We start from the raw sequence: 17,863 nt of genomic DNA, 5'->3' as shown, positions 1-17,863 counted from the left end.
GGCGCAGCCAGAACTTCCGGGATTGAGCCCGCTCAAACAGCCTGCCATAGCTTCGCCCATGAAACTGGCGATCAATGGATTCGGACGGATCGGACGCAGCATTCTGCGCCAGATCCTGACCACCCCGCGCGGGGCTGACATCGACCTGGTGCTGATCAATGACATCGCACCAGCCGAGACCTGCGCCTATCTGTTCCAATATGACAGCACCTTTGGCCCGTTCCCGGGCGAGGTCAGCGCGCGGGACGGCTATCTGAACGTCAATGGGCGGCAGATCCGGCTGACGCAGGAAGCCGATCTGCGCCATGTCGACTTGAGCGGGGTCGCGGTTCTGCTCGACTGCACCGGCATCGCGCGCACCTCGGAGCTGGCGCATCGCGGGATCGACGTCGGGGCGGACAAGGTCCTGATTTCCGGCCCCTCCCCGGCGGCCGAGATCACCGTGGTGCTGGGCGCCAACGAAGAGGCACTGGGCGATGAGCGAGTGGTCTCCAACGCGTCGTGCACCACCAATGCGCTGGCGCCGCTGGTCAAGGTGATCGACACCCTTGCCGGGGTGGAGCGGGCGCATATGACCACGATCCACTGCTACACCAACAGCCAGCCGCTGGTGGATGCGCCGCGCGGCGATCTTGCGCGCAGCCGCGCCGCCGCGCTGTCGATGATTCCCACCACCTCCAGCGCCACCCATCTGATCGACACCGTACTGCCGCATCTGTCCGGGCGGATCAGCGGCGCGGCGGTGCGGGTGCCCGCCGCCAGCGTCTCGGCGGTGGATCTGGTGGTGCAACTGGAGCAGGACCGCGACATCACCGGCTTTACCGCCGAGTTGAAAGCCGCCGTCGCCGCCAGCCCGGTGCTGGGCTGGACCGAACGCCCGCTGGTCTCGTCAGATCTGCGCGCGCGCCCCGAATCGCTGGTCATCGCGCAACCGGAAACCCGCATGATCGGCCCGCGCCAAGTGCGCGTGTTCGGCTGGTACGACAACGAATGGGGATTCTCGGCGCGGATGCTGGACATGGCCAAACGGATGGCAGCACGCTAACCCAAAACACGGACCTGCCCGCACCCCGAGGGTGGCGAAAATCGGCCAGCCAACAGAGGATCGCGCTGTTTGGCCCGGAAACTGATTTCACCCCTAGCAAAGAGCGTGGTAAACAAATCACGTGCCGGTGCCGGAAGACCCGCAGCCGCACGGCCCCGGATGTTTTACGGGGCGTACAGAGTGAGAGAGGGGCCGGAATGACCGCCACGGATCGTGGACAGGGTGTCTTGCGCAGGGCCACCCTGATCGGGGCGGCGCTTTGCCTTGCTATGGCCCCGGTCACCGCGCTGGCGCTCGACACCGCGTTCAAGACCCCCGGCGCGCCCGAGGCGCTGCGCGAGCAGTTGCAGACCGCCTCCTCCGTGATGGCGGCGCAGACCCACGGGCTGAGCACCGCGCAGGAACTGCTGGCCGCCGCCCAATCCGATTACAACACGCTGGTGCAGGTGCTGTACGATCAGGGCTATTTCAGCCCGGTCGTCCAGATCCGCGTCGACGGGCGCGAGGCCGCCTATATCCGACCGCTGAACCAGCCGCGCCGGATCGACCGGATCGAGATCACCGTCGAACCCGGACGCCCGTTTCGCTTTGGCCGCACCGAGATCACGCCGCTGGCCCCGGGCACTGCCCTCCCCGCCACCTTCGCCCCTAATCAGCCGGCCACCACCGGCGCGATCCGCGATGCCGCCGCCGCCGGGATCAAGGGCTGGCGCGAGGTCGGGCATGCCAAAGCCGGGGTCGCAGGCCAGCGCATCACCGCCAATCACACGCAGGCCCGGCTGGATGCCGCCCTCCGCCTGACCCCCGGCCCCCGGCTGCGCTTTGGCCAGATGACCATCAAGGGGCAGACCGGGGTGCGCGACACCTCGATCTGGCGCATCGCCGGGTTTCCCAGCGGCGAAATCTATAGCCCCGAGGCGCTGCCCACCGTGAACGCCCGTCTGCGCCGCACCGGAACCTTCTCCTCCGTCACCCTGCAAGAGGGCGAAACAGCCAACCCAGACGGCACCCTGGACGTGACCGCCACGTTCGAAGACATGCCCAAGCGCCGCATCTCTTTCGGCGCCGAACTGGCGTCGAACGAAGGCTTGGACCTGAGCGCGACATGGACGCATCGCAACCTGTTTGGCGGTGCCGAACGGCTGCAACTTGAGGCAGTGCTGAGCAATATCGGCAGCAGCGAAGAGATCGACGGGCGCATCGGCGCGCGGCTTGATCGCCCCGACCGGCTGGGGCCGGATGACAGCATTTTCTACCTGTTCGAGCTGGAGCGGCAGGACCGCACCAATTACGCGGTGACCCGGGGCAGCATCGGGATCGGGACGCGGCGGGTGTTCTCCGACAAGCTTGTCGGAGAGCTGTCGCTCACCGCGAACTATGCCGATGCCGACGACGCCTTTGGCTCCGACCGCAAGTTCCGCTATGCCGCCCTGCCGCTGAAACTGGAATGGGATCGGCGCGACAGCCCGGTGGATGCGCGCAAAGGGTTTTATCTCGATACCGAGATGATGCCGTTCCTTGGCGTTGCGGGCAGCGCCTCGGGCGGACGGCTGTGGCTGGACGGGCGGGCCTATCGCACCTTTGGCGCTGCCGGGCGCCTCACCTTGGCCGGGCGGATGCAGCTTGGCTCGGTCATCGGCGCGGCGCAGTCCGAGGTCTCGCCCGATCTGCTGTTCTTTTCCGGCGGCGCGGGCACCGTGCGCGGACAACCCTATGAAACGCTGGGTATCGACGAGCCGTCCAGCACCCTGCTGGCGGGCGGGCGCGCCTTCCTCGGTGCCTCGGTCGAGCTGCGCGGGCGGATCACCGATAAGATTTCGGCGGTGGGCTTTTTTGACTATGGCGCGGTCGGGTCCGGGGCCTTCATCGACGGCAGCTCGCCCAGCCATTCTGGCGCCGGGCTCGGGGTGCGCTATGATATCGGCGGGTTCGGACCGATCCGGCTCGACCTCGCGGTTCCGGTAGGCGGATCAACCGGCGACGGGCTCCAGTTCTATATCGGGATCGGACAGGCATTTTGAAACGGGTTTTCGCCATCCTTCTGGTGTTGGGCACAGCTGTCGCAGGACCGATGCGCGCGCAGGTCTCGGACGAGGACGAGGCCGGCGGGTTGCTGGTGCGCTTCCTTGAGGGCACCTTTTCGGACGAGAGCCGCCAGATCGAGGTGAGCGGGCTGGAGGGGGCCTTCAGCTCTCAGGCGTCGATCAAGAAACTGACGGTTTCGGATGCGGATGGCGTCTGGCTGACGATCTCTGGCGCGGTGCTTGACTGGAACCGCCTGGATCTGGTGCGCGGTAAATTCACCGTCAACGCGCTGACCGCCGAAGAGATCGTGATCGCGCGCAAACCGCTGCCCAGTACCGCAGTCGACCTGCCCAACCCCGAGGCGCAGCCCTTTGCGCTCCCCGAACTGCCGGTGGCGGTGGAACTGGGCGAGATCGGCGTCAAGCGGTTTGAACTGGGCGAACCGGTGCTTGGGCTTGCCGCAGAACTGCGGATGTCGGGCGCGCTCAGCCTTGCGGACGGGGCGCTGGAGACCGAGCTTTCGGTCACGCGGCTGGACCGGCCCGGCGATGCGCTGGATCTGATGGCGCAGTTTTCTAACACCACCCGGCAGATCGCGCTGGATCTCAAGCTGATCGAGGATGCCGGTGGGCTGATCTCGACCGTGCTGAAGATGCCGGATCGCCCGCCGCTGCTGTTCACCGCCAAGGGCGACGGGCCGATCAGCGATTTCACCGCCGATATCGCGCTGGTCAGCGACGACGCCGAGCGGATCGGCGGCGCGGTGCGCCTGCGCGGACTGGAGGTGCCCGAGGGCACCGATCCAACAGCCCCGCAAGGCACCCGGTTCTCGGCCGATCTGGCCGGTGACATCACCCCGATGCTGCCGCCCGAATACCGCGCCTTTTTCGGTGCCGAAACGCGGCTGGCGCTGAACGGGGTCAACCACCCCGACGGGCGGATGGAAATCGAGCAGCTGGATCTCAGCTCTGATGCGCTGCTTCTGAACGGCAAGATGGCGATGGCGGCGGGCGGCAAGCTGGAAACGGCGCTGCTGCACGGGCGCATCGCGCCGCCCTCGGGGGAAACCGTTCTACTGCCGATCAGCGGGCCACAAACCCGGATCGGCGCGGCCCAGATCACCCTGCGGATGGACGGGAGCGAGACCCAGGACTGGGATCTGACGCTGTCGACCGATCGGCTTTCGCGCCCCGATCTCACCCTGCGCCGGGCCGATCTGAGTGCCAGCGGCACGATGGATCAAAGCGCCGGGCTGGCACTGGACGGGGACATCACCGCCGGGCTGCGCGGGCTGGAGTTCACCGATACCGCCCTCGCCCAGGCTGTCGGAAAGGATGTCACGCTGGACGGGCACTTTACCCTGCCCGGAACCGGCGCGCTGGCGTTCCAAGGGATCGAACTGACGGGAACTGATTACACCGCCACGCTCGACGGCAGCCTTGACGGCCTGCAAAGCGGCTTCGAGATGGAAGGTCGGCTGCGGCTTGAGGCAGCAGATCTGGGCCGCTTTTCGGGTCTGGCCGGGCGCGATCTGGGCGGCGCGGTCAGTGCCGATCTGTCCGGCACCGGTGCGCCGCTGGCGGGCAGTTTCGACATCACGCTGGCGATGCAGGCACAGGATCTCTCGGCGGGGATCGAGCAGCTTGATCCGCTGATCGCAGGAACCAGCACCCTTGCGCTGGAGGCCGCGCGCGGCACCGACGGGCTGAACATCCGCAGCTTCACGCTTGACGGCACGGCCCTGTCGGCACAGGCGAAAGGCGTGCTGAAAAGCACTGGCAGCTCGCTGCGGTTCAGCGCCGCGCTGGACGATCTGAAGCGGATCACACCGGAGGTCTCCGGCCCGCTCACCCTTACCGGCGATCTTGATCAGACCGGGCCGGCCGGGCGCGAATGGACAGGCAAGATCACGCTGAAAGGACCGGACAAATCCTATGCCGATCTAAGCAGCACCTTTGACCCCGACGGGCAGGCCGATCTGACCTTTGACGCGCTGCTGGACCGCATCCAACGCTTTGTTCCCGACCTGCCCGGGCAATTGGCTGCCAAGGGCAAGGCCAGTCGCGACACCGCTGGCCTCTGGACGCTGGCGGCCGACGCCACCGGCCCGGCCGGTGTCACCACCCGGATCGCGGGCGGTTTCGACGAGACGGCGGGCACCGCCGATCTGACCGCGCGTGGTGATCTGCGGCTGGAGGCGGCCAATCCGTTCATGGCCCCGAACTCCATCGCCGGGCGGGCCGAATTCGATCTGGCGCTCAACGGGCCGCCAGCACTGTCGTCGCTCAGCGGAACGGTTTCGACCTCGGGCACCCGTATGGCCATTCCTGCCGCGGCGCAAACCATCGAGAATATCTCAGGGCGCGTAACGCTGGGCAATTCCAGCGCCGCCCTCGCGATAACCGGCGCGCTGGGGGCCGGTGGGGGCTTCCGTGTCAGCGGGCCGGTAGCGCTGATCCCGCCCTATGACGGGCGCATCGCGGTCGATCTGCAAAACCTGATCCTGACCGATAACAAATCCGTCACCTCCTCGGCCAGCGGGCAGTTGCTACTGTCCGGTCCGCTCACGGCTGGTCCGACCCTTTCGGGGCGGGTGGTGTTCGGCGAGACCGAGCTCAACCTCAACGCGGTTTCAGGCAGCGCCGCCGCCGCCCCGATCCCGCAAATCGCCCATGTGAACGAACCCGCCGCCGTGCGCGCCACCCGCGCCCGCGCCGGGCTGATCGAGACCGGGAACGGCGGCGGCGGCGGTGGACCGGCCATCGGGCTTGACCTGACGCTGGTGGCCCTGAACCGGGTGTTTGCCCGTGGCTTCGGGCTTCAGGCTGAACTGGGCGGCACGCTGTATCTGCGCGGCACCACCGCCGCGGTCGAGCCGGTCGGCCAGATCGAACTGATCCGCGGCACGATCGACATCATCGGGCGACGGTTGAAGCTGACCAAGGGCGTGGTCACGATGCAGGGCGATCTGTCCCCCTATGTGGACTTCTCCTCCTCGACCACGACCGAGGACGGCAAGGCCACGATCGAAATCGCCGGCCCGATGGATGGCCCCAAGGTCAGCGTCTATGCCGAACCGGAACGCCCCGCAGAGGAGGCGCTGGCGATGGTGGTTTTCGGCAGCCGGGTCGCCGACCTGTCGCCCTTCGTGATCGCCAAGATGGCAGCCTCGCTCGCCACTCTGGGCCGCTCCGGCGGGGCCAAGGACAAGCTGCGCAAGGCCACCGGGGTGGACACGGTCGATTTCGGCACCGATGACAGCGGTGCGGCCCAAGTTGGCGCAGGCACCTATCTGTCGGACAACATCTATACGGATTTCAACATAAACACGCAGGGCGAGACCGAGCTGAACCTCAATCTGGACCTCAGCAAATCGCTGACCGTGAAGGGCAGCGTGGACAATTCCGGCAGCACCGGGATCGGCCTGTTTTACGAACGCGACTACTGATCCGCCCGCGCCAGCCGCGCCAACCCACAAAGCGCGGCGGCATCCTCCGTGATCAGCCACAGCGGCAGCGTTTCGCTGATCTCCCTCAGCGGCCCGGCCCCCGTCGCGCGCAGAAACTGTGCCGGAAACGGCGTCGAGACCGGCGGGCCAAGCACCCCGCGCGCCATGCTGCCCGCCCAATAGAACCCGTCGCGCGGCAAGTAGGCGGCGATCAGATCACGGGCCAGAAGGCCCATCAGCCGCGCCATCAGGGTGACGGTCTGCTGCGCGGCGGTATCGGTTCCTGCCGCCTCTACCAGCGACGGGGCCGGGATCTCTGCCCCACCCTGCCGCGCCGCATGCAACCGCGACAACCCGGGGCCCGAAAACAGCGACTCGATGCTGGGAAAATGTGCCGCCTGCGCGCCCAGCTCCGCCACAATCGTTGCCGACAACGCGGCATGACCCAGTTCCGCCTCCCAAGTCACGGGGCCAGCGGCGGTGTGTTTCACCAGCCCGACATTGAAGCCGGTGCCGCAATTGGCGACCAGCGCCTGCCCGTTACCCAAGGGCTGCGGAGGCGGCGCAAGCGGGCGCAAAGGCCTGATCTGCTCTGCCGTCAGTTCCGGCAAGGCCAGCGCCAGCGCGGTCAGATCGTTGACCACCCGCAGCGCACCCTGCCCCGGCAGCCGCAGCAGCGCGATCAAATCGTTACGCTGCATGTGCCAGTCGCGGTTGCTCAACCGCAGCTCGTCCGACGCGGCAGGGCCAACCGGGCCGGCGATGGCGATGCAGGCCCCACGCAAGGCGGGATCCCCACATTGGCGCAGATAGCGAAGCAGCAAGGGCCCCGGCCCGTCATACTTGTCGTTGCTCCAGCCCACAGTGCATTGCAGTTCTCCGTCCCCGCGCAACAGCGCCAGCCGGGTCGTGGTGCCTCCCATATCCGCCAACAGTATGGTCATGCGCGGCCCTCCCATCGCATCCGTCCCCCCATGCTGCCCTATTCCGACCCCGCCGCCAAGCCGCGCCTTGCAGGTGGGCGCCAAGCGGCTAGGTTGGGCGCGCAACAATACGGGCGGATCAGGGCAGTGAAGACCGGACAGAGGATGAGCGGACAGACTGGCGGGCAGACCGGCGCGGGGCCGCACATCGACGCGGTGGTGATCGGGCGCAACGAAGGCGCGCGGCTGATTGCCTGCCTGACCTCGTTGCAGGGCCGGGTTCAGCGCATCGTCTATGTGGATTCCGGCTCGACCGACGGCAGTGTCACGGCGGCGCAGGCGGCGGGGGCCGAGGTGGTCGCGCTCGATCTTTCCCTCCCCTTTACCGCCGCGCGGGCGCGCAATGCCGGGCTGGCGCGGCTCGCCGGGGGCCAAGCGGATTTCGTACAGTTGGTGGATGGCGATTGTACGATCGCGCCGGGCTGGATCGAAACCGCCGCCGCCGCCCTGATCGCGCATCCCAAGACCGCCATCGCCTGCGGACGACGCCGCGAGGAGCATCCAGAGGCCTCGGTCTATAACCGGCTGTGCGACCGCGAATGGGACACCCCGGTCGGCGAGACCACGGCCTGTGGCGGCGATGCGCTGGCGCGCCGGGTGGCACTGGAGGCGGTGGGCGGATTTCGCGACGACCTGATCGCCGGGGAAGAGCCCGAGATGTGCCTGCGGCTGCGCCGCGCCGGGTGGCGCATCTGGCGGCTGGAGGCCGAAATGACCCGGCACGACGCCCGCATCCTGCAGTTTGGCCAGTGGTGGCAGCGTAGCCGGCGCGCTGGCCATGCCTTTGCCGAGGGCGCGCATCTGCACGGAACGGGGCCGGAGCAGCACTGGGTCAGGGAAACCCGCCGCGCGCTGATCTGGGGCGCGGGGCTGCCGCTGGCGATCCTGCTGTTGATGCTGGTCACGCCTTGGGCGGCGCTGCTCGCGCTGGTCTACCCGGCGCAGGTTCTGCGGCTGGGGCTGCGCGGGTCCGGCGCGGGACGCTGGGAAAGTGCGCTGTTCACCGTGCTTGGAAAATTCGCCGAGGCACAGGGCGCACTGGAGTTTCACCTGCGACGGCTTCGTGGGCATCGCCGGGGTCTTATGGAGTACAAGTGAGGCGCCAAAGCTGCCTGCGTTACCCGACCTCAAAAATCACAGAAGCGCCGCCCGGTGCAACCGTCGGAGGCCTTAGGCGCCGAACCACCTGAGTTTCAGCGCCTTGAGCGCCTGCACCGGCAGCACCGCCGCGCTGCGCGCATAGCGCGGCACCATGCGGGCGGGGCTGCTTACCATGCGCCACAGCCATTCCAGCCCGACCCGCCGCATCCAGCGCGGCGCGCGCACCTGATGGCCGCCAAGGAAATCCAGCCCCGCCCCGATCGAGGCGAACCCGACCCCCGGCGCAAGAGCGCGACCACGGGCGGCGAATGTTTCCTGCTTGGGTGCGCCCAGCGCCAGAAAACAAAGCTGCACACCGGCCCCGGCCAGTTGTCGCAGGATGTCGTCCGCCTCTGCCCCGTCGGGATCAAACACCCCGGAGGGGGCGATCGATAGAACGATCTCAAGCCCCGGTGCGCGGGCGCACAGCGCCTCGGTGGCGTCGGAAAGGGCGCGATCAGTGCTGCCCACCAGCGCCACCCGCGCGCCCTGCTCGGCCGCCAACAGGCAAAGCGGCACCACCAGATCAGAGCCGGGCATCAGTTCAACCGGTCGCCCGGCCAACCGCGAAAGCGCCACCACCGGCCAGCCATCGGCAACCACCAGATCCTGACCGGCATAGACCTGCGCGAACGCGCGCGAAGCGGTCATCTTGGCGAGATGATCAAGATTGATGGTCGCCAGCGCAAAGCCTTCGCCAGCGCGAAAACGGCGGCGAATCTCGTCCAGAAGCGCGGCGCGGCTGGGCATGTTGATGCTGATTGTCTGGTCGAAAAAGCAAAACTTCACCGGAATTCTCCTTGGCCTTGGCATAGGCCGGAACCACCCTCCACGCCAGTCAGCGGACAAAAATTTCCCCCGGTGCGGTATCTGCGCCCCCTGTCGCGCCCCAGATGCGGGACAAGTCCGGAACAACTTGCTAAACTGCCCGGCGGACGCAGCCCGCGTCCCAATATGAAACGCCGAGCAGATCCGCCCATGCCCAATACCTTTGCCTCGCTCATGCTGCTGACATGGCCATTTGTCTGCCTTGTCCTGTTCAAGCGCCTGCCGCTGGAACGCGCCCTGATTTGGTGCATTCTGGGCGGCTATCTGCTGCTGCCGCCCAAGGCGGCCTTTGACTTTCCACTGGTCCCGGCGATGGACAAAACCTCATTGCCCAATATCTGCGCCTTTCTGTTCGTGGTCCTGATGCTGCGCCGCAAGGTGTCGTTCTGGCCCGAGTCCGGGGCCGCGCGCGCCTTGGTGCTGCTGTTCCTGCTGGGCGTCATTCCAACCGTTCTGAGCAATGGCGAACCGGTGACCTATTCCGACCCCGGCACGTCGGCGCACGGGCTTACCATCGCGGGCGCCACGATACATGATCTGCTCTCGGTCGCGGTCGACAAGATCATCGTGCTGTTGCCGTTCTTTTTGGGACGGCAATTGCTAGCCTCCGAGACCGGCCAGCGCGAGATTTTGCGGGCCCTGATGCTGGGCGGGCTGATCTATTCAATCCCGGCCCTGCTTGAGGTTAGGCTCAGCCCGCAGCTCAATATCTGGATCTACGGGTTCTTTCAGCACGATTTCGAGCAGATGATGCGCGGGGGCGGGTTCCGACCCATCGTCTTCCTGCCCCATGCCCTGTGGCTGGCGCTGTTCGTGCTGAGCGCGCTGCTGTCCACCGCCGCGCTGGCGCGGCGCGCCAGCAACGCCGACCTGGTCAGGCTGATCCTCGCGACGGTCTATCTTGTCGGGGTGTTGTACCTGTGCAAAAGCTTGGCCACACAGCTTTATGCCATCGCATTCCTGCCGGTCATCGTGCTGTCCGATGCCCGGACCCAGTTGCGCCTGACCGCGCTGCTTGCGCTGGTCGCGATCACCTACCCGATCCTGCGCAACACCGGGATGATCCCGCTCGATACGATCCTCGAACAGGCCTCGGCCATCGACCCGGACCGGGCATCGTCGCTGGCCTATCGGTTCAACAATGAACAGATCCTGCTGGACCGCGCCCAGGAAAAACCCTGGTTCGGCTGGGCCGGCTGGGGCCGCAATCTGCTGTTCGATCCCAATTCCGGAAAGATCCTGACCGTCCCCGACGGGCGCTGGATCATCGTGTTCGGGGTCTATGGCTGGATCGGCTATATTGCCGAAATGGGGCTGCTGGCGCTGCCTTTGTTGTTGCTCTGGTGGTCCACGCGCAAAAGTCTGCCGGAGCGGTTTTCACCCTATGCCAATACGGTCGCGGTCATTCTGGCGGTGAACATGATCGACATGTTGCTGAACGCAACGTTGATCCCGCTGACCTGGCTGTGCACCGGGGCGCTGTTGGGCTACGCTGAGACACTTGGGCGCAAGCCCCGGTTCGGCAGCACCGGGCCCGGCCCCCTGTTCGGAAAAGGGCCGGTGATCGGACGCCGACGCAACGCCAAAACGCCACGCACGACGATATAGGGGCAAGACAGGCTTGGGCCGAAATCGCCACAATCTGTCCTTATCCAAGCCCGATTGGGCCCTGATCAATGCAACCATGCGCAAAGTAGTGTATTGAATTTAAAGAGTTGAATGTGTCGAGCGTTTCGCGGTCGGCACCGGCAGCCGGTGGTGCAGTCTTCCTGAAGTGCAGGCTCTGCCCGCCAACCATCCCCCCCTTGGGAACAGGGGCTTAAGGATCAGGGGCTTGGACGGCACGCCAGAGTAAATGGGTTTTGATCGAGTGGTCGGGATATGACGTCGCACACAAAAAACAGCACAACCAGAGATATTGCCATCGTCGGGATGTCGGTGCGCATGCCGGGGGCGAACTCTACCTCGGCATTCTGGGACAATCTGCGCACCGGAACGGAATCGATTCGCCGCCTCAGCGAGGAAGAGCTGTTGGCCAATGGCGAGCGCCCCGAGTTGATGGCCGATCCCAACTATGTGCCCGCAGCCGCGCCTTTGGACGACTTCGCCCAGTTCGATCCCGATTTCTTTGGCTTTTCCCCGAAAGAGGCGGCGATCCTTGACCCCCAGCACCGCAAGTTTCTTGAGGTTGCATGGGAGGCGATGGAGGATGCCGGCCACCCGCCCGAGACCCTGAGCGCCCCGGTCGGTGTCTTTGCCGGCTGTGGCATGGGCAGCTATTTCTATTTCAACATCTGCTCCAACCCCGGTCTGGTCGAGGATGTGGGCATGTTCCTGCTGCGCCATACCGGCAACGACAAGGATTTCCTGTCCACCCGGGTCAGCCATGTGTTCAACCTGACCGGGCCGTCGATCAACCTGCAAACCGCCTGCTCCACCTCGCTGGTTGCCGTGCACTATGCCTGCAAGGCGCTGCGCGATGGTGACTGCGGCATGGCCTTGGCGGGCGGGGTCACGATCGAACTGCCGCAGGGGCGCGGCTATCTTTACAAGGAAAACGAAATCCTGTCGCCTGACGGCCACTGTCACGCCTTTGACCATCGGGCGCAGGGCACGGTGTTCGGCTCAGGCGCGGGCGTGGTGGCGTTGCGCCGGCTCGAGGATGCGCTGGCCGATGGCGATCACATCTGGGCGGTGATCAAGGGCAGCGCGGTCAACAATGACGGCGCGGCAAAAGCGGGGTATCTGGCGCCTTCGGTGGATGGTCAGGCGCAGGCGATCTCGCTGGCGCTGAAGGCTGCCGGGGTGCCTGCCGAGACCATCGACTATGTCGAATGCCACGGCACCGGCACCTATCTGGGCGACCCGATCGAGGTGTCTGCCCTGACCGATGCCTATCGCAAACAAACCGGCGAAACCGGCTTTTGCCGGCTGGGCTCGGTCAAGACCAATATCGGCCATCTGGACGCGGCCGCCGGGGTCGCCGGGCTGGTCAAGACCACGCTGGCGCTGAAACACGGGGAAATCCCGCCCTCGTTGGGCTATGAGGCCCCCAACCCGGCAATTGATTTCGCCCATTCCCCGTTCCTTGTGAACAACAGGCTCACCGGTTGGACCTCGCACAAGGGACCGCGCCGGGCCGGGATCAACGCGCTGGGGGTCGGGGGCACCAATGCCCATGTGATCCTTGAGCAGGCGCCCGAGCGCGTGCCCTCGGACGAGAGCGAATTTCCGGTTCACATCCTGTGCCTGTCGGGGCGGACCCGGGCGGCGCTGGACGCCAATGCCGCCGCGCTGGCCGCCCATCTGCGCGCCCACCCGGAGCAACCGCTGGCGGATGTGGCCTTTACCCTGAAACAGGGGCGACGCGGCTTTGACAAACGCCGGGTGCTGGTGGCCGAAACCGCGCAAGAGGCCGCCGCGCTGCTGGAGGACGGCGATCCGCGCCGGGTCTTTACCCACGACCGGCTTGGCGATGCGCCCGAAACCGTGTTCATGTTCCCCGGTGGTGGCGCACAATATGCCGGCATGGCGCGCGACCTTTATGAAACCGAACCGGTTTTCGCCGATTGGATGGATCGCGGGCTTGATCATCTGGAGCCGCAGCTGGAGTACGATCTGCGCGCGCTCTGGCTGCCCGAGGACGAGGCGTCGCGGGAACAGGCCGACCGCAAGTTGACGCAGCCCTCAGTACAATTGCCGCTGATCATGATCGTGGAATATGCACTGGCCCAGCTGTGGATCAGCTGGGGCGTGCGCCCCGCCGCGCTGTTGGGCCATTCCATGGGCGAGAATACCGCCGCCTGCCTCGCTGGCGTGATGCGGTTCGAGGATTGCATTGATCTGGTGCTGCTGCGCGGGCGCTTGTTCGATACCGTCCCGGCGGGCGGCATGTTGAGCGTGCAACTGCCCGAGGAAGATCTGCGCGCGCTGCTGGGCGAGGATCTGGATATCGCCAGCGTGAACGCACCGCGCCTGTGCGCCGTGTCCGGGCCGCAGGCAGCGCTGGACCAACTGTCCGAAGAGCTGTCGGCGCGCGAGATCGACTACCAGCGCGTACCGATTGATATCGCCGCGCATTCCCGCATGCTCGACCCGATCCTGGCAGAGTTCCGGGCGTTTCTGTCAACCATCCCGCTCGCCGCGCCGACCCTGCCGGTGATGTCGAACCGGACAGGCCAGATGCTGAGCGCGGAACAGGCCTGCGACCCCGACTATTGGGTCGAACAGCTGCGCAACACGGTGCGGTTCGCCGATTGTGTCGCGACCCTGTCGGAGGGGCGCAAACGGGTGTTCCTTGAGGTCGGGCCGGGCAAGGCGCTGAGTTCGCTGGCACAGATGTCGGACGGTGTCGCGCCGGGTCAGGTGCTGTCGTCGCTGCGCCACCCGGAGCAGGAGATCGCAGACGATTCCTATTTTCTCGGCGTGATCGGGCGGCTCTGGGCCTGCGGGGTCGAGGCCGACTGGCAACAGATTTGGGGCGAGGCGAAACGCCACCGGCTGCCCCTGCCCACCTATGCGTTCCAGTCCAGCCGCTATTTCATCGAACCGGGCACGCCGCCGGTGGCGCAAACGGTGCAGACCGCGCTGACCCGGATCGAGGACATGACGCGCTGGGGCTATCGCCCGGCATGGCGGCCGCGCCCGGCGGCCTGCGAGATCGACGTCGAAACCGAGTTGGACACGGCAGAGCCGCAAAACTGGCTGCTGTTCGAGGATGGCGAGGGGCTGGCGGCGCGGATCGCGGTGCAGCTGCAACAGGCGGGCCACAGCGTGACCCGGGTCAGCCCCGGCGATTCTTACGCGAAACTGGCCGAGGATCACTATCTCCTGCCTCCGGAACAGGGGCGCTTTGGCTATGACAGCCTGCTCGTCGATCTGGCCGAGGCCGGGCGCACGCCAACCCGGATCGGGCATTTCTGGCTGGTGACGGGCGAAGAAAGCTTTCGCCCCGGCAGTTCGTTCTATGACCGCATTCTGGAACAGGGCTTTTTCAGCCTGATGTATCTTGGCCAGGCCTTGGGCGCGGCAGAGTTGGAAACCCCGGTGCATCTGGTCGTCTTTACCAGTGGCGCGGCACAGCTGCGCGACGAAGGGCTGCCCTATCCCGAAAAGGCGCTGATTTCCGGCCCGGCGGGCGTGCTGCCGCGTGAACTGCCCGGTGTGACCTGCTCGACCGTCGATCTGCGCCTGCCGGAACGGGCCGAGGGCGGGCTCCTGTCCCGCCTGCGAAGGGACGCGCCCCACGACCCGCTTGCCGCGCTTGTCCCGGACGTGCTGGAAGAGCTTTTTGCAGAGCCCGGCTCAGACCCCGACGGCGAGACCGTGGCACGACGCGATGGCAAACGCTTTGTCCGCAGCTGGCGCCCGGTGGCGCTGGAGGCACCGCAAACCCCGATCTGGAAGACCGGCGGCACCTATCTGATCACCGGCGGCTTCGGCGGCATCGGCCTGACGCTGGCGGGCGCCTTGATGCGCGAGCACGGGGCCAATGTGATCCTGCTGTCGCGCGATGCACTGCCCGCGCCCAACGCGCGAGACGCCTATCTTGCCGCGCACAGCCCCGCCGACCGGATCGCACAACGCCTGTGCGCGCTGCAGGATCTTGAGGCCTTGGGCAAAGGTGCGGTGATGGCGATTGCCGCCGATGTCGGCAACATCACCCGAATGCGCGCCGCCGTCAGCACCGCCGAGGAGCGCTTTGGCGCGATCACCGGGGTGATCCATGCCGCGGGCCATATCGACGACGGCCCGATCCTGACCAAGACCGAGATGGGCGTGGCGCAGGTGTTTGCCCCCAAGATCACCGGGCTGCGGGTGCTGGATCAGCTGTTTCCCGATGGGATGTTGGAGCTGATGGTGCTGTTCTCCTCCTCCTCGACCGCGACGCGGCCAGCGGGGCAGATCGACTATATCGCGGCCAACGAATACCTCAATGCCTTTGCCGCCGGGCGGAAGCACGGCGCCACCCGCGTGATGGCGGTGGACTGGGGCGTCTGGGCCGAGGTCGGCATGGCCGCCGAAGCAATGGCGGCGCGCGAAAACGCGGGCAAACCCACGAAGCGGCACCCGATCGAGCAGCCGCTACTGGACGAAACCGGATTCGATACCGCCGGAAACCAGCTTTTCGTGGCCGATTACGATGCGCAGGCGCGCTGGGTGTTCGATCAGCACCGGCTGGCCTCGGGCGCGGCGCTGATGCCCGGCACCGGCTATCTGGAACTGGCAGCCGAGGCGATGGCGGCGCAGGGGGGCGATTACCCCTATGAAATCCGCGATCTCTATTTCCTTCGCCCCTTGCAGGTGGGTGACGACGCGCCACGCCGGGCGGTGATTAGGTTGGAGCCCGAGGGCGGCGCGCTGAATTTCACCGTGCATTCGGCGCTGGGGCACGATGAAACGCAGGGCTTTGCCCTGAATGCACAGGCGCGGCTGCTGCCACGCCCCGACATGGTCGCAACGTCGCTGGATCTTGCCGCCATCAAAGCCCGCTGTCCGCAGGTCGAGACCGCCGCGCCGGGCAACCGGCTGCACAGCCCGCAAGAGGCGCATCTGCGCTTTGGTCCGCGCTGGCATGTACTGCGCCGCATGGCGCTTGGCGACGGCGAGGGGGTGGCAACACTGAGCCTGCCGCAGGACGCCTATGGCGATCTGGCGCAGGGCTTCCGGTTGCATCCGGGATTGCTCGACATTGCCACCGGCTGGGCGATCGGGTTGGCGCCGGGCTATGACGGCAGCGCGCTCTGGGTGCCGGTGTCCTATCGTGCGGTCCGGGTGCTGGCGCCGCTGCCGGGCAAGATCCACAGCTGGGTCCGCCTGTCGCCGGGGGCCCGTCCTGCCGAGGGCTTTGTCAATTTCGACGTCACGCTCTGCGACGGCGAAGGCCGCGTCTGTGTCGAGGTCGAAGGCTTCGAAATGAAGCGCACCAGCGCCGCGCTAGACCTTGGCCAGCCCGACCGGGCCGATGCCGATGCGGCGGCACTGGGGCTTGCGGCACGCGCCAGCGAGACCCCGCTTTCGCCCGACGAACAGAGGTTGCGGCACAACATCACCCAAGGCATCCGCCCCGAGCAGGGCCCCGAGGCGCTGACCCGCGCGCTGGGGCTGGGGCTGGGACAGGTGGTGATCAGCTCGCTCGATCTGCCGGCGTTGATCGCGCAGGCAGATCATACCGCCGCCGCCGCCCCCTTGGACGAGGCACAAAGCTTTGATCGCCCCGATCTCGACACCGCCTATGTCGCGCCGGAAACCGGGGTCGAAAAGACCCTCGCCGAGCTGTTTGAATCCCTGCTCGGGGTCGCGCGGGTGGGCGCACAGGACAGTTTCTTTGATCTGGGCGGGCATTCTCTGATCGCGGTGCGGCTGTTCTCACGCATCAGCCGGCTTTACAATGTGGAGTTCCCGCTCTCGACCCTGTTCGAGGCCCCCAGCGTGGCCGCGCTGGCAGATCTTGTCCAGCGCCGAACCGGCCAGACAGGGGCCGGAGAGGCTGACCCGACTGCCGATGCGCCCCCCGCCGACACCCCGGAGTTCACCCATCTGGTGCCCCTGTACAAGGGCAACAGCGGCGCGCGCGCACCCTTTTTCCTTGTCGCTGGCATGTTCGGCAATGTGCTGAACCTGCGCCATCTGGCGCTGATGCTGGGGCGCGACCGGCCGGTCTATGGCCTGCAGGCGCGCGGGCTGATCGGCAGTGACGCGCCACACCGGCGGATGGAAGAAGCCGCCGCCGATTATATCGCCGAACTGCGTCAAGTGCAGCCCGAGGGGCCCTATCTGCTGGGCGGGTTCTCGGGCGGTGGCATCACCGCCTATGAAATGGCCCGACAGTTGCAAGCCGCTGGCGAACAGGTGGCGATGCTGGTCCTGCTCGACACGCCGCTGCCGGTGCGCCCGCCCCTTTCGCGCCATGACAAGGCCCTGATAAAACTGCAGGAACTGCGCCGAAAAGGGCCGGGATACCTGCGCGAATGGGCCGGAAACCGGGTCCGATGGGAACGCGAGAAACGCCGCGCCCCGGCGGCCTTCGATGCGGCAACCGCCTTCGACAACGCCAAGATCGAGGCCGCCTTTCTTGAGGCGGTGAACGCCTATGAGCTGGAACAATGGTCCGGGCCGCTGGTGCTGTTCCGCCCGCCACTGGATCGCCATTGGCAGGTCTCGGGCGGGCGCTGGGTGAGCGCGGCCAAGGAATATGTCTATCCCGACAACGACTGGACCCGCTGGGCCCCACGCATGAAGGTGATCGAAGTGCCCGGCGATCACGACAGCATGGTGCTGGTGCCCAACGTCAACGTGTTGTCCGAACGGTTGGCGCGCGTGCTTGACCGGGCCGAGACCGGAAATACCGCCGACGGAGACGCTCCGTCGGATTGGATCGAAGCGGCGGAGTGA

The 17,863-nt window shown here is 66.5% G+C and carries 8 protein-coding genes; 6 read left to right on the top strand and 2 right to left on the bottom strand.

Annotated features, from left to right (window positions below; translation table 11 throughout):
- The first annotated feature begins 58 nt into the window (after positions 1 to 58).
- From E1B25_RS16705 to E1B25_RS16695, 3 genes are all read left to right on the top strand, one after another.
- Positions 59 to 1,045, top strand: a complete 987-nt coding sequence (locus E1B25_RS16705) for a type I glyceraldehyde-3-phosphate dehydrogenase (protein ID WP_132830659.1) — start codon at positions 59 to 61, stop codon at positions 1,043 to 1,045.
- Positions 1,046 to 1,242: 197 nt separating this feature from the next.
- Positions 1,243 to 3,066, top strand: coding sequence for an autotransporter assembly complex protein TamA (locus tag E1B25_RS16700; protein WP_132830658.1), 1,824 nt, complete (start codon positions 1,243 to 1,245; stop codon positions 3,064 to 3,066).
- Positions 3,063 to 6,518, top strand: a complete 3,456-nt coding sequence (locus E1B25_RS16695; RefSeq protein WP_132830657.1) for a translocation/assembly module TamB domain-containing protein — start codon at positions 3,063 to 3,065, stop codon at positions 6,516 to 6,518. The genes E1B25_RS16700 and E1B25_RS16695 overlap by 4 nt, the downstream gene beginning before the upstream one ends.
- Here E1B25_RS16695 and E1B25_RS16690 read toward each other — a convergent pair.
- Positions 6,512 to 7,462, bottom strand: a complete 951-nt coding sequence (locus tag E1B25_RS16690; RefSeq protein ID WP_165937648.1) for a glucokinase — start codon at positions 7,460 to 7,462, stop codon at positions 6,512 to 6,514. The two genes, E1B25_RS16695 and E1B25_RS16690, sit on opposite strands and share 7 nt — an antisense overlap.
- A gap of 144 nt (positions 7,463 to 7,606) precedes the next feature.
- Here E1B25_RS16690 and E1B25_RS16685 point away from each other — a divergent pair, with 144 nt between their 5' ends.
- A complete protein-coding gene (locus tag E1B25_RS16685; RefSeq protein WP_132830655.1) occupies positions 7,607 to 8,599 on the top strand; it encodes a glycosyltransferase family 2 protein in 993 nt (330 codons plus the stop codon).
- Between the two features lie 72 nt (positions 8,600 to 8,671).
- Here E1B25_RS16685 and E1B25_RS16680 read toward each other — a convergent pair whose 3' ends face one another.
- Positions 8,672 to 9,430: a WecB/TagA/CpsF family glycosyltransferase gene (locus E1B25_RS16680; RefSeq protein ID WP_425358942.1), complete on the bottom strand. Its 759-nt coding sequence runs from the start codon at positions 9,428 to 9,430 to the stop codon at positions 8,672 to 8,674.
- A 165-nt stretch (positions 9,431 to 9,595) separates the two neighbouring features.
- Between E1B25_RS16680 and E1B25_RS16675 the strand changes: the two genes are divergently transcribed.
- Positions 9,596 to 11,077: a hypothetical protein gene (locus tag E1B25_RS16675; RefSeq protein WP_132830654.1), complete on the top strand. Its 1,482-nt coding sequence runs from the start codon at positions 9,596 to 9,598 to the stop codon at positions 11,075 to 11,077.
- Positions 11,078 to 11,350: 273 nt separating this feature from the next.
- Positions 11,351 to 17,863, top strand: a complete 6,513-nt coding sequence (locus E1B25_RS16670; protein ID WP_132830653.1) for a type I polyketide synthase — start codon at positions 11,351 to 11,353, stop codon at positions 17,861 to 17,863.

This window comes from Antarcticimicrobium sediminis, assembly GCF_004348975.1.
In the GTDB taxonomy this organism is placed as follows: Bacteria; Pseudomonadota; Alphaproteobacteria; order Rhodobacterales; family Rhodobacteraceae; genus Antarcticimicrobium; species Antarcticimicrobium sediminis.
The sequence above is the reverse complement of the archived record's forward strand: the minus strand, read 5'-3'. Positions and strand labels throughout refer to the sequence as shown.

What these genes read in the sequence shown, in the direction of transcription:
- E1B25_RS16705 (WP_132830659.1), top strand. Translation starts at nt 59, where the DNA reads ATGAAACTGGCGATCAATGGATTCGGACGGATCGGACGCAGCATTCTG.
- E1B25_RS16700 (WP_132830658.1), top strand. Translation starts at nt 1,243, where the DNA reads ATGACCGCCACGGATCGTGGACAGGGTGTCTTGCGCAGGGCCACCCTG.
- E1B25_RS16690 (WP_165937648.1), bottom strand. Translation starts at nt 7,462, where the DNA reads ATGACCATACTGTTGGCGGATATGGGAGGCACCACGACCCGGCTGGCG.
- E1B25_RS16685 (WP_132830655.1), top strand. Translation starts at nt 7,607, where the DNA reads ATGAGCGGACAGACTGGCGGGCAGACCGGCGCGGGGCCGCACATCGAC.
- E1B25_RS16675 (WP_132830654.1), top strand. Translation starts at nt 9,596, where the DNA reads ATGAAACGCCGAGCAGATCCGCCCATGCCCAATACCTTTGCCTCGCTC.
- E1B25_RS16670 (WP_132830653.1), top strand. Translation starts at nt 11,351, where the DNA reads ATGACGTCGCACACAAAAAACAGCACAACCAGAGATATTGCCATCGTC.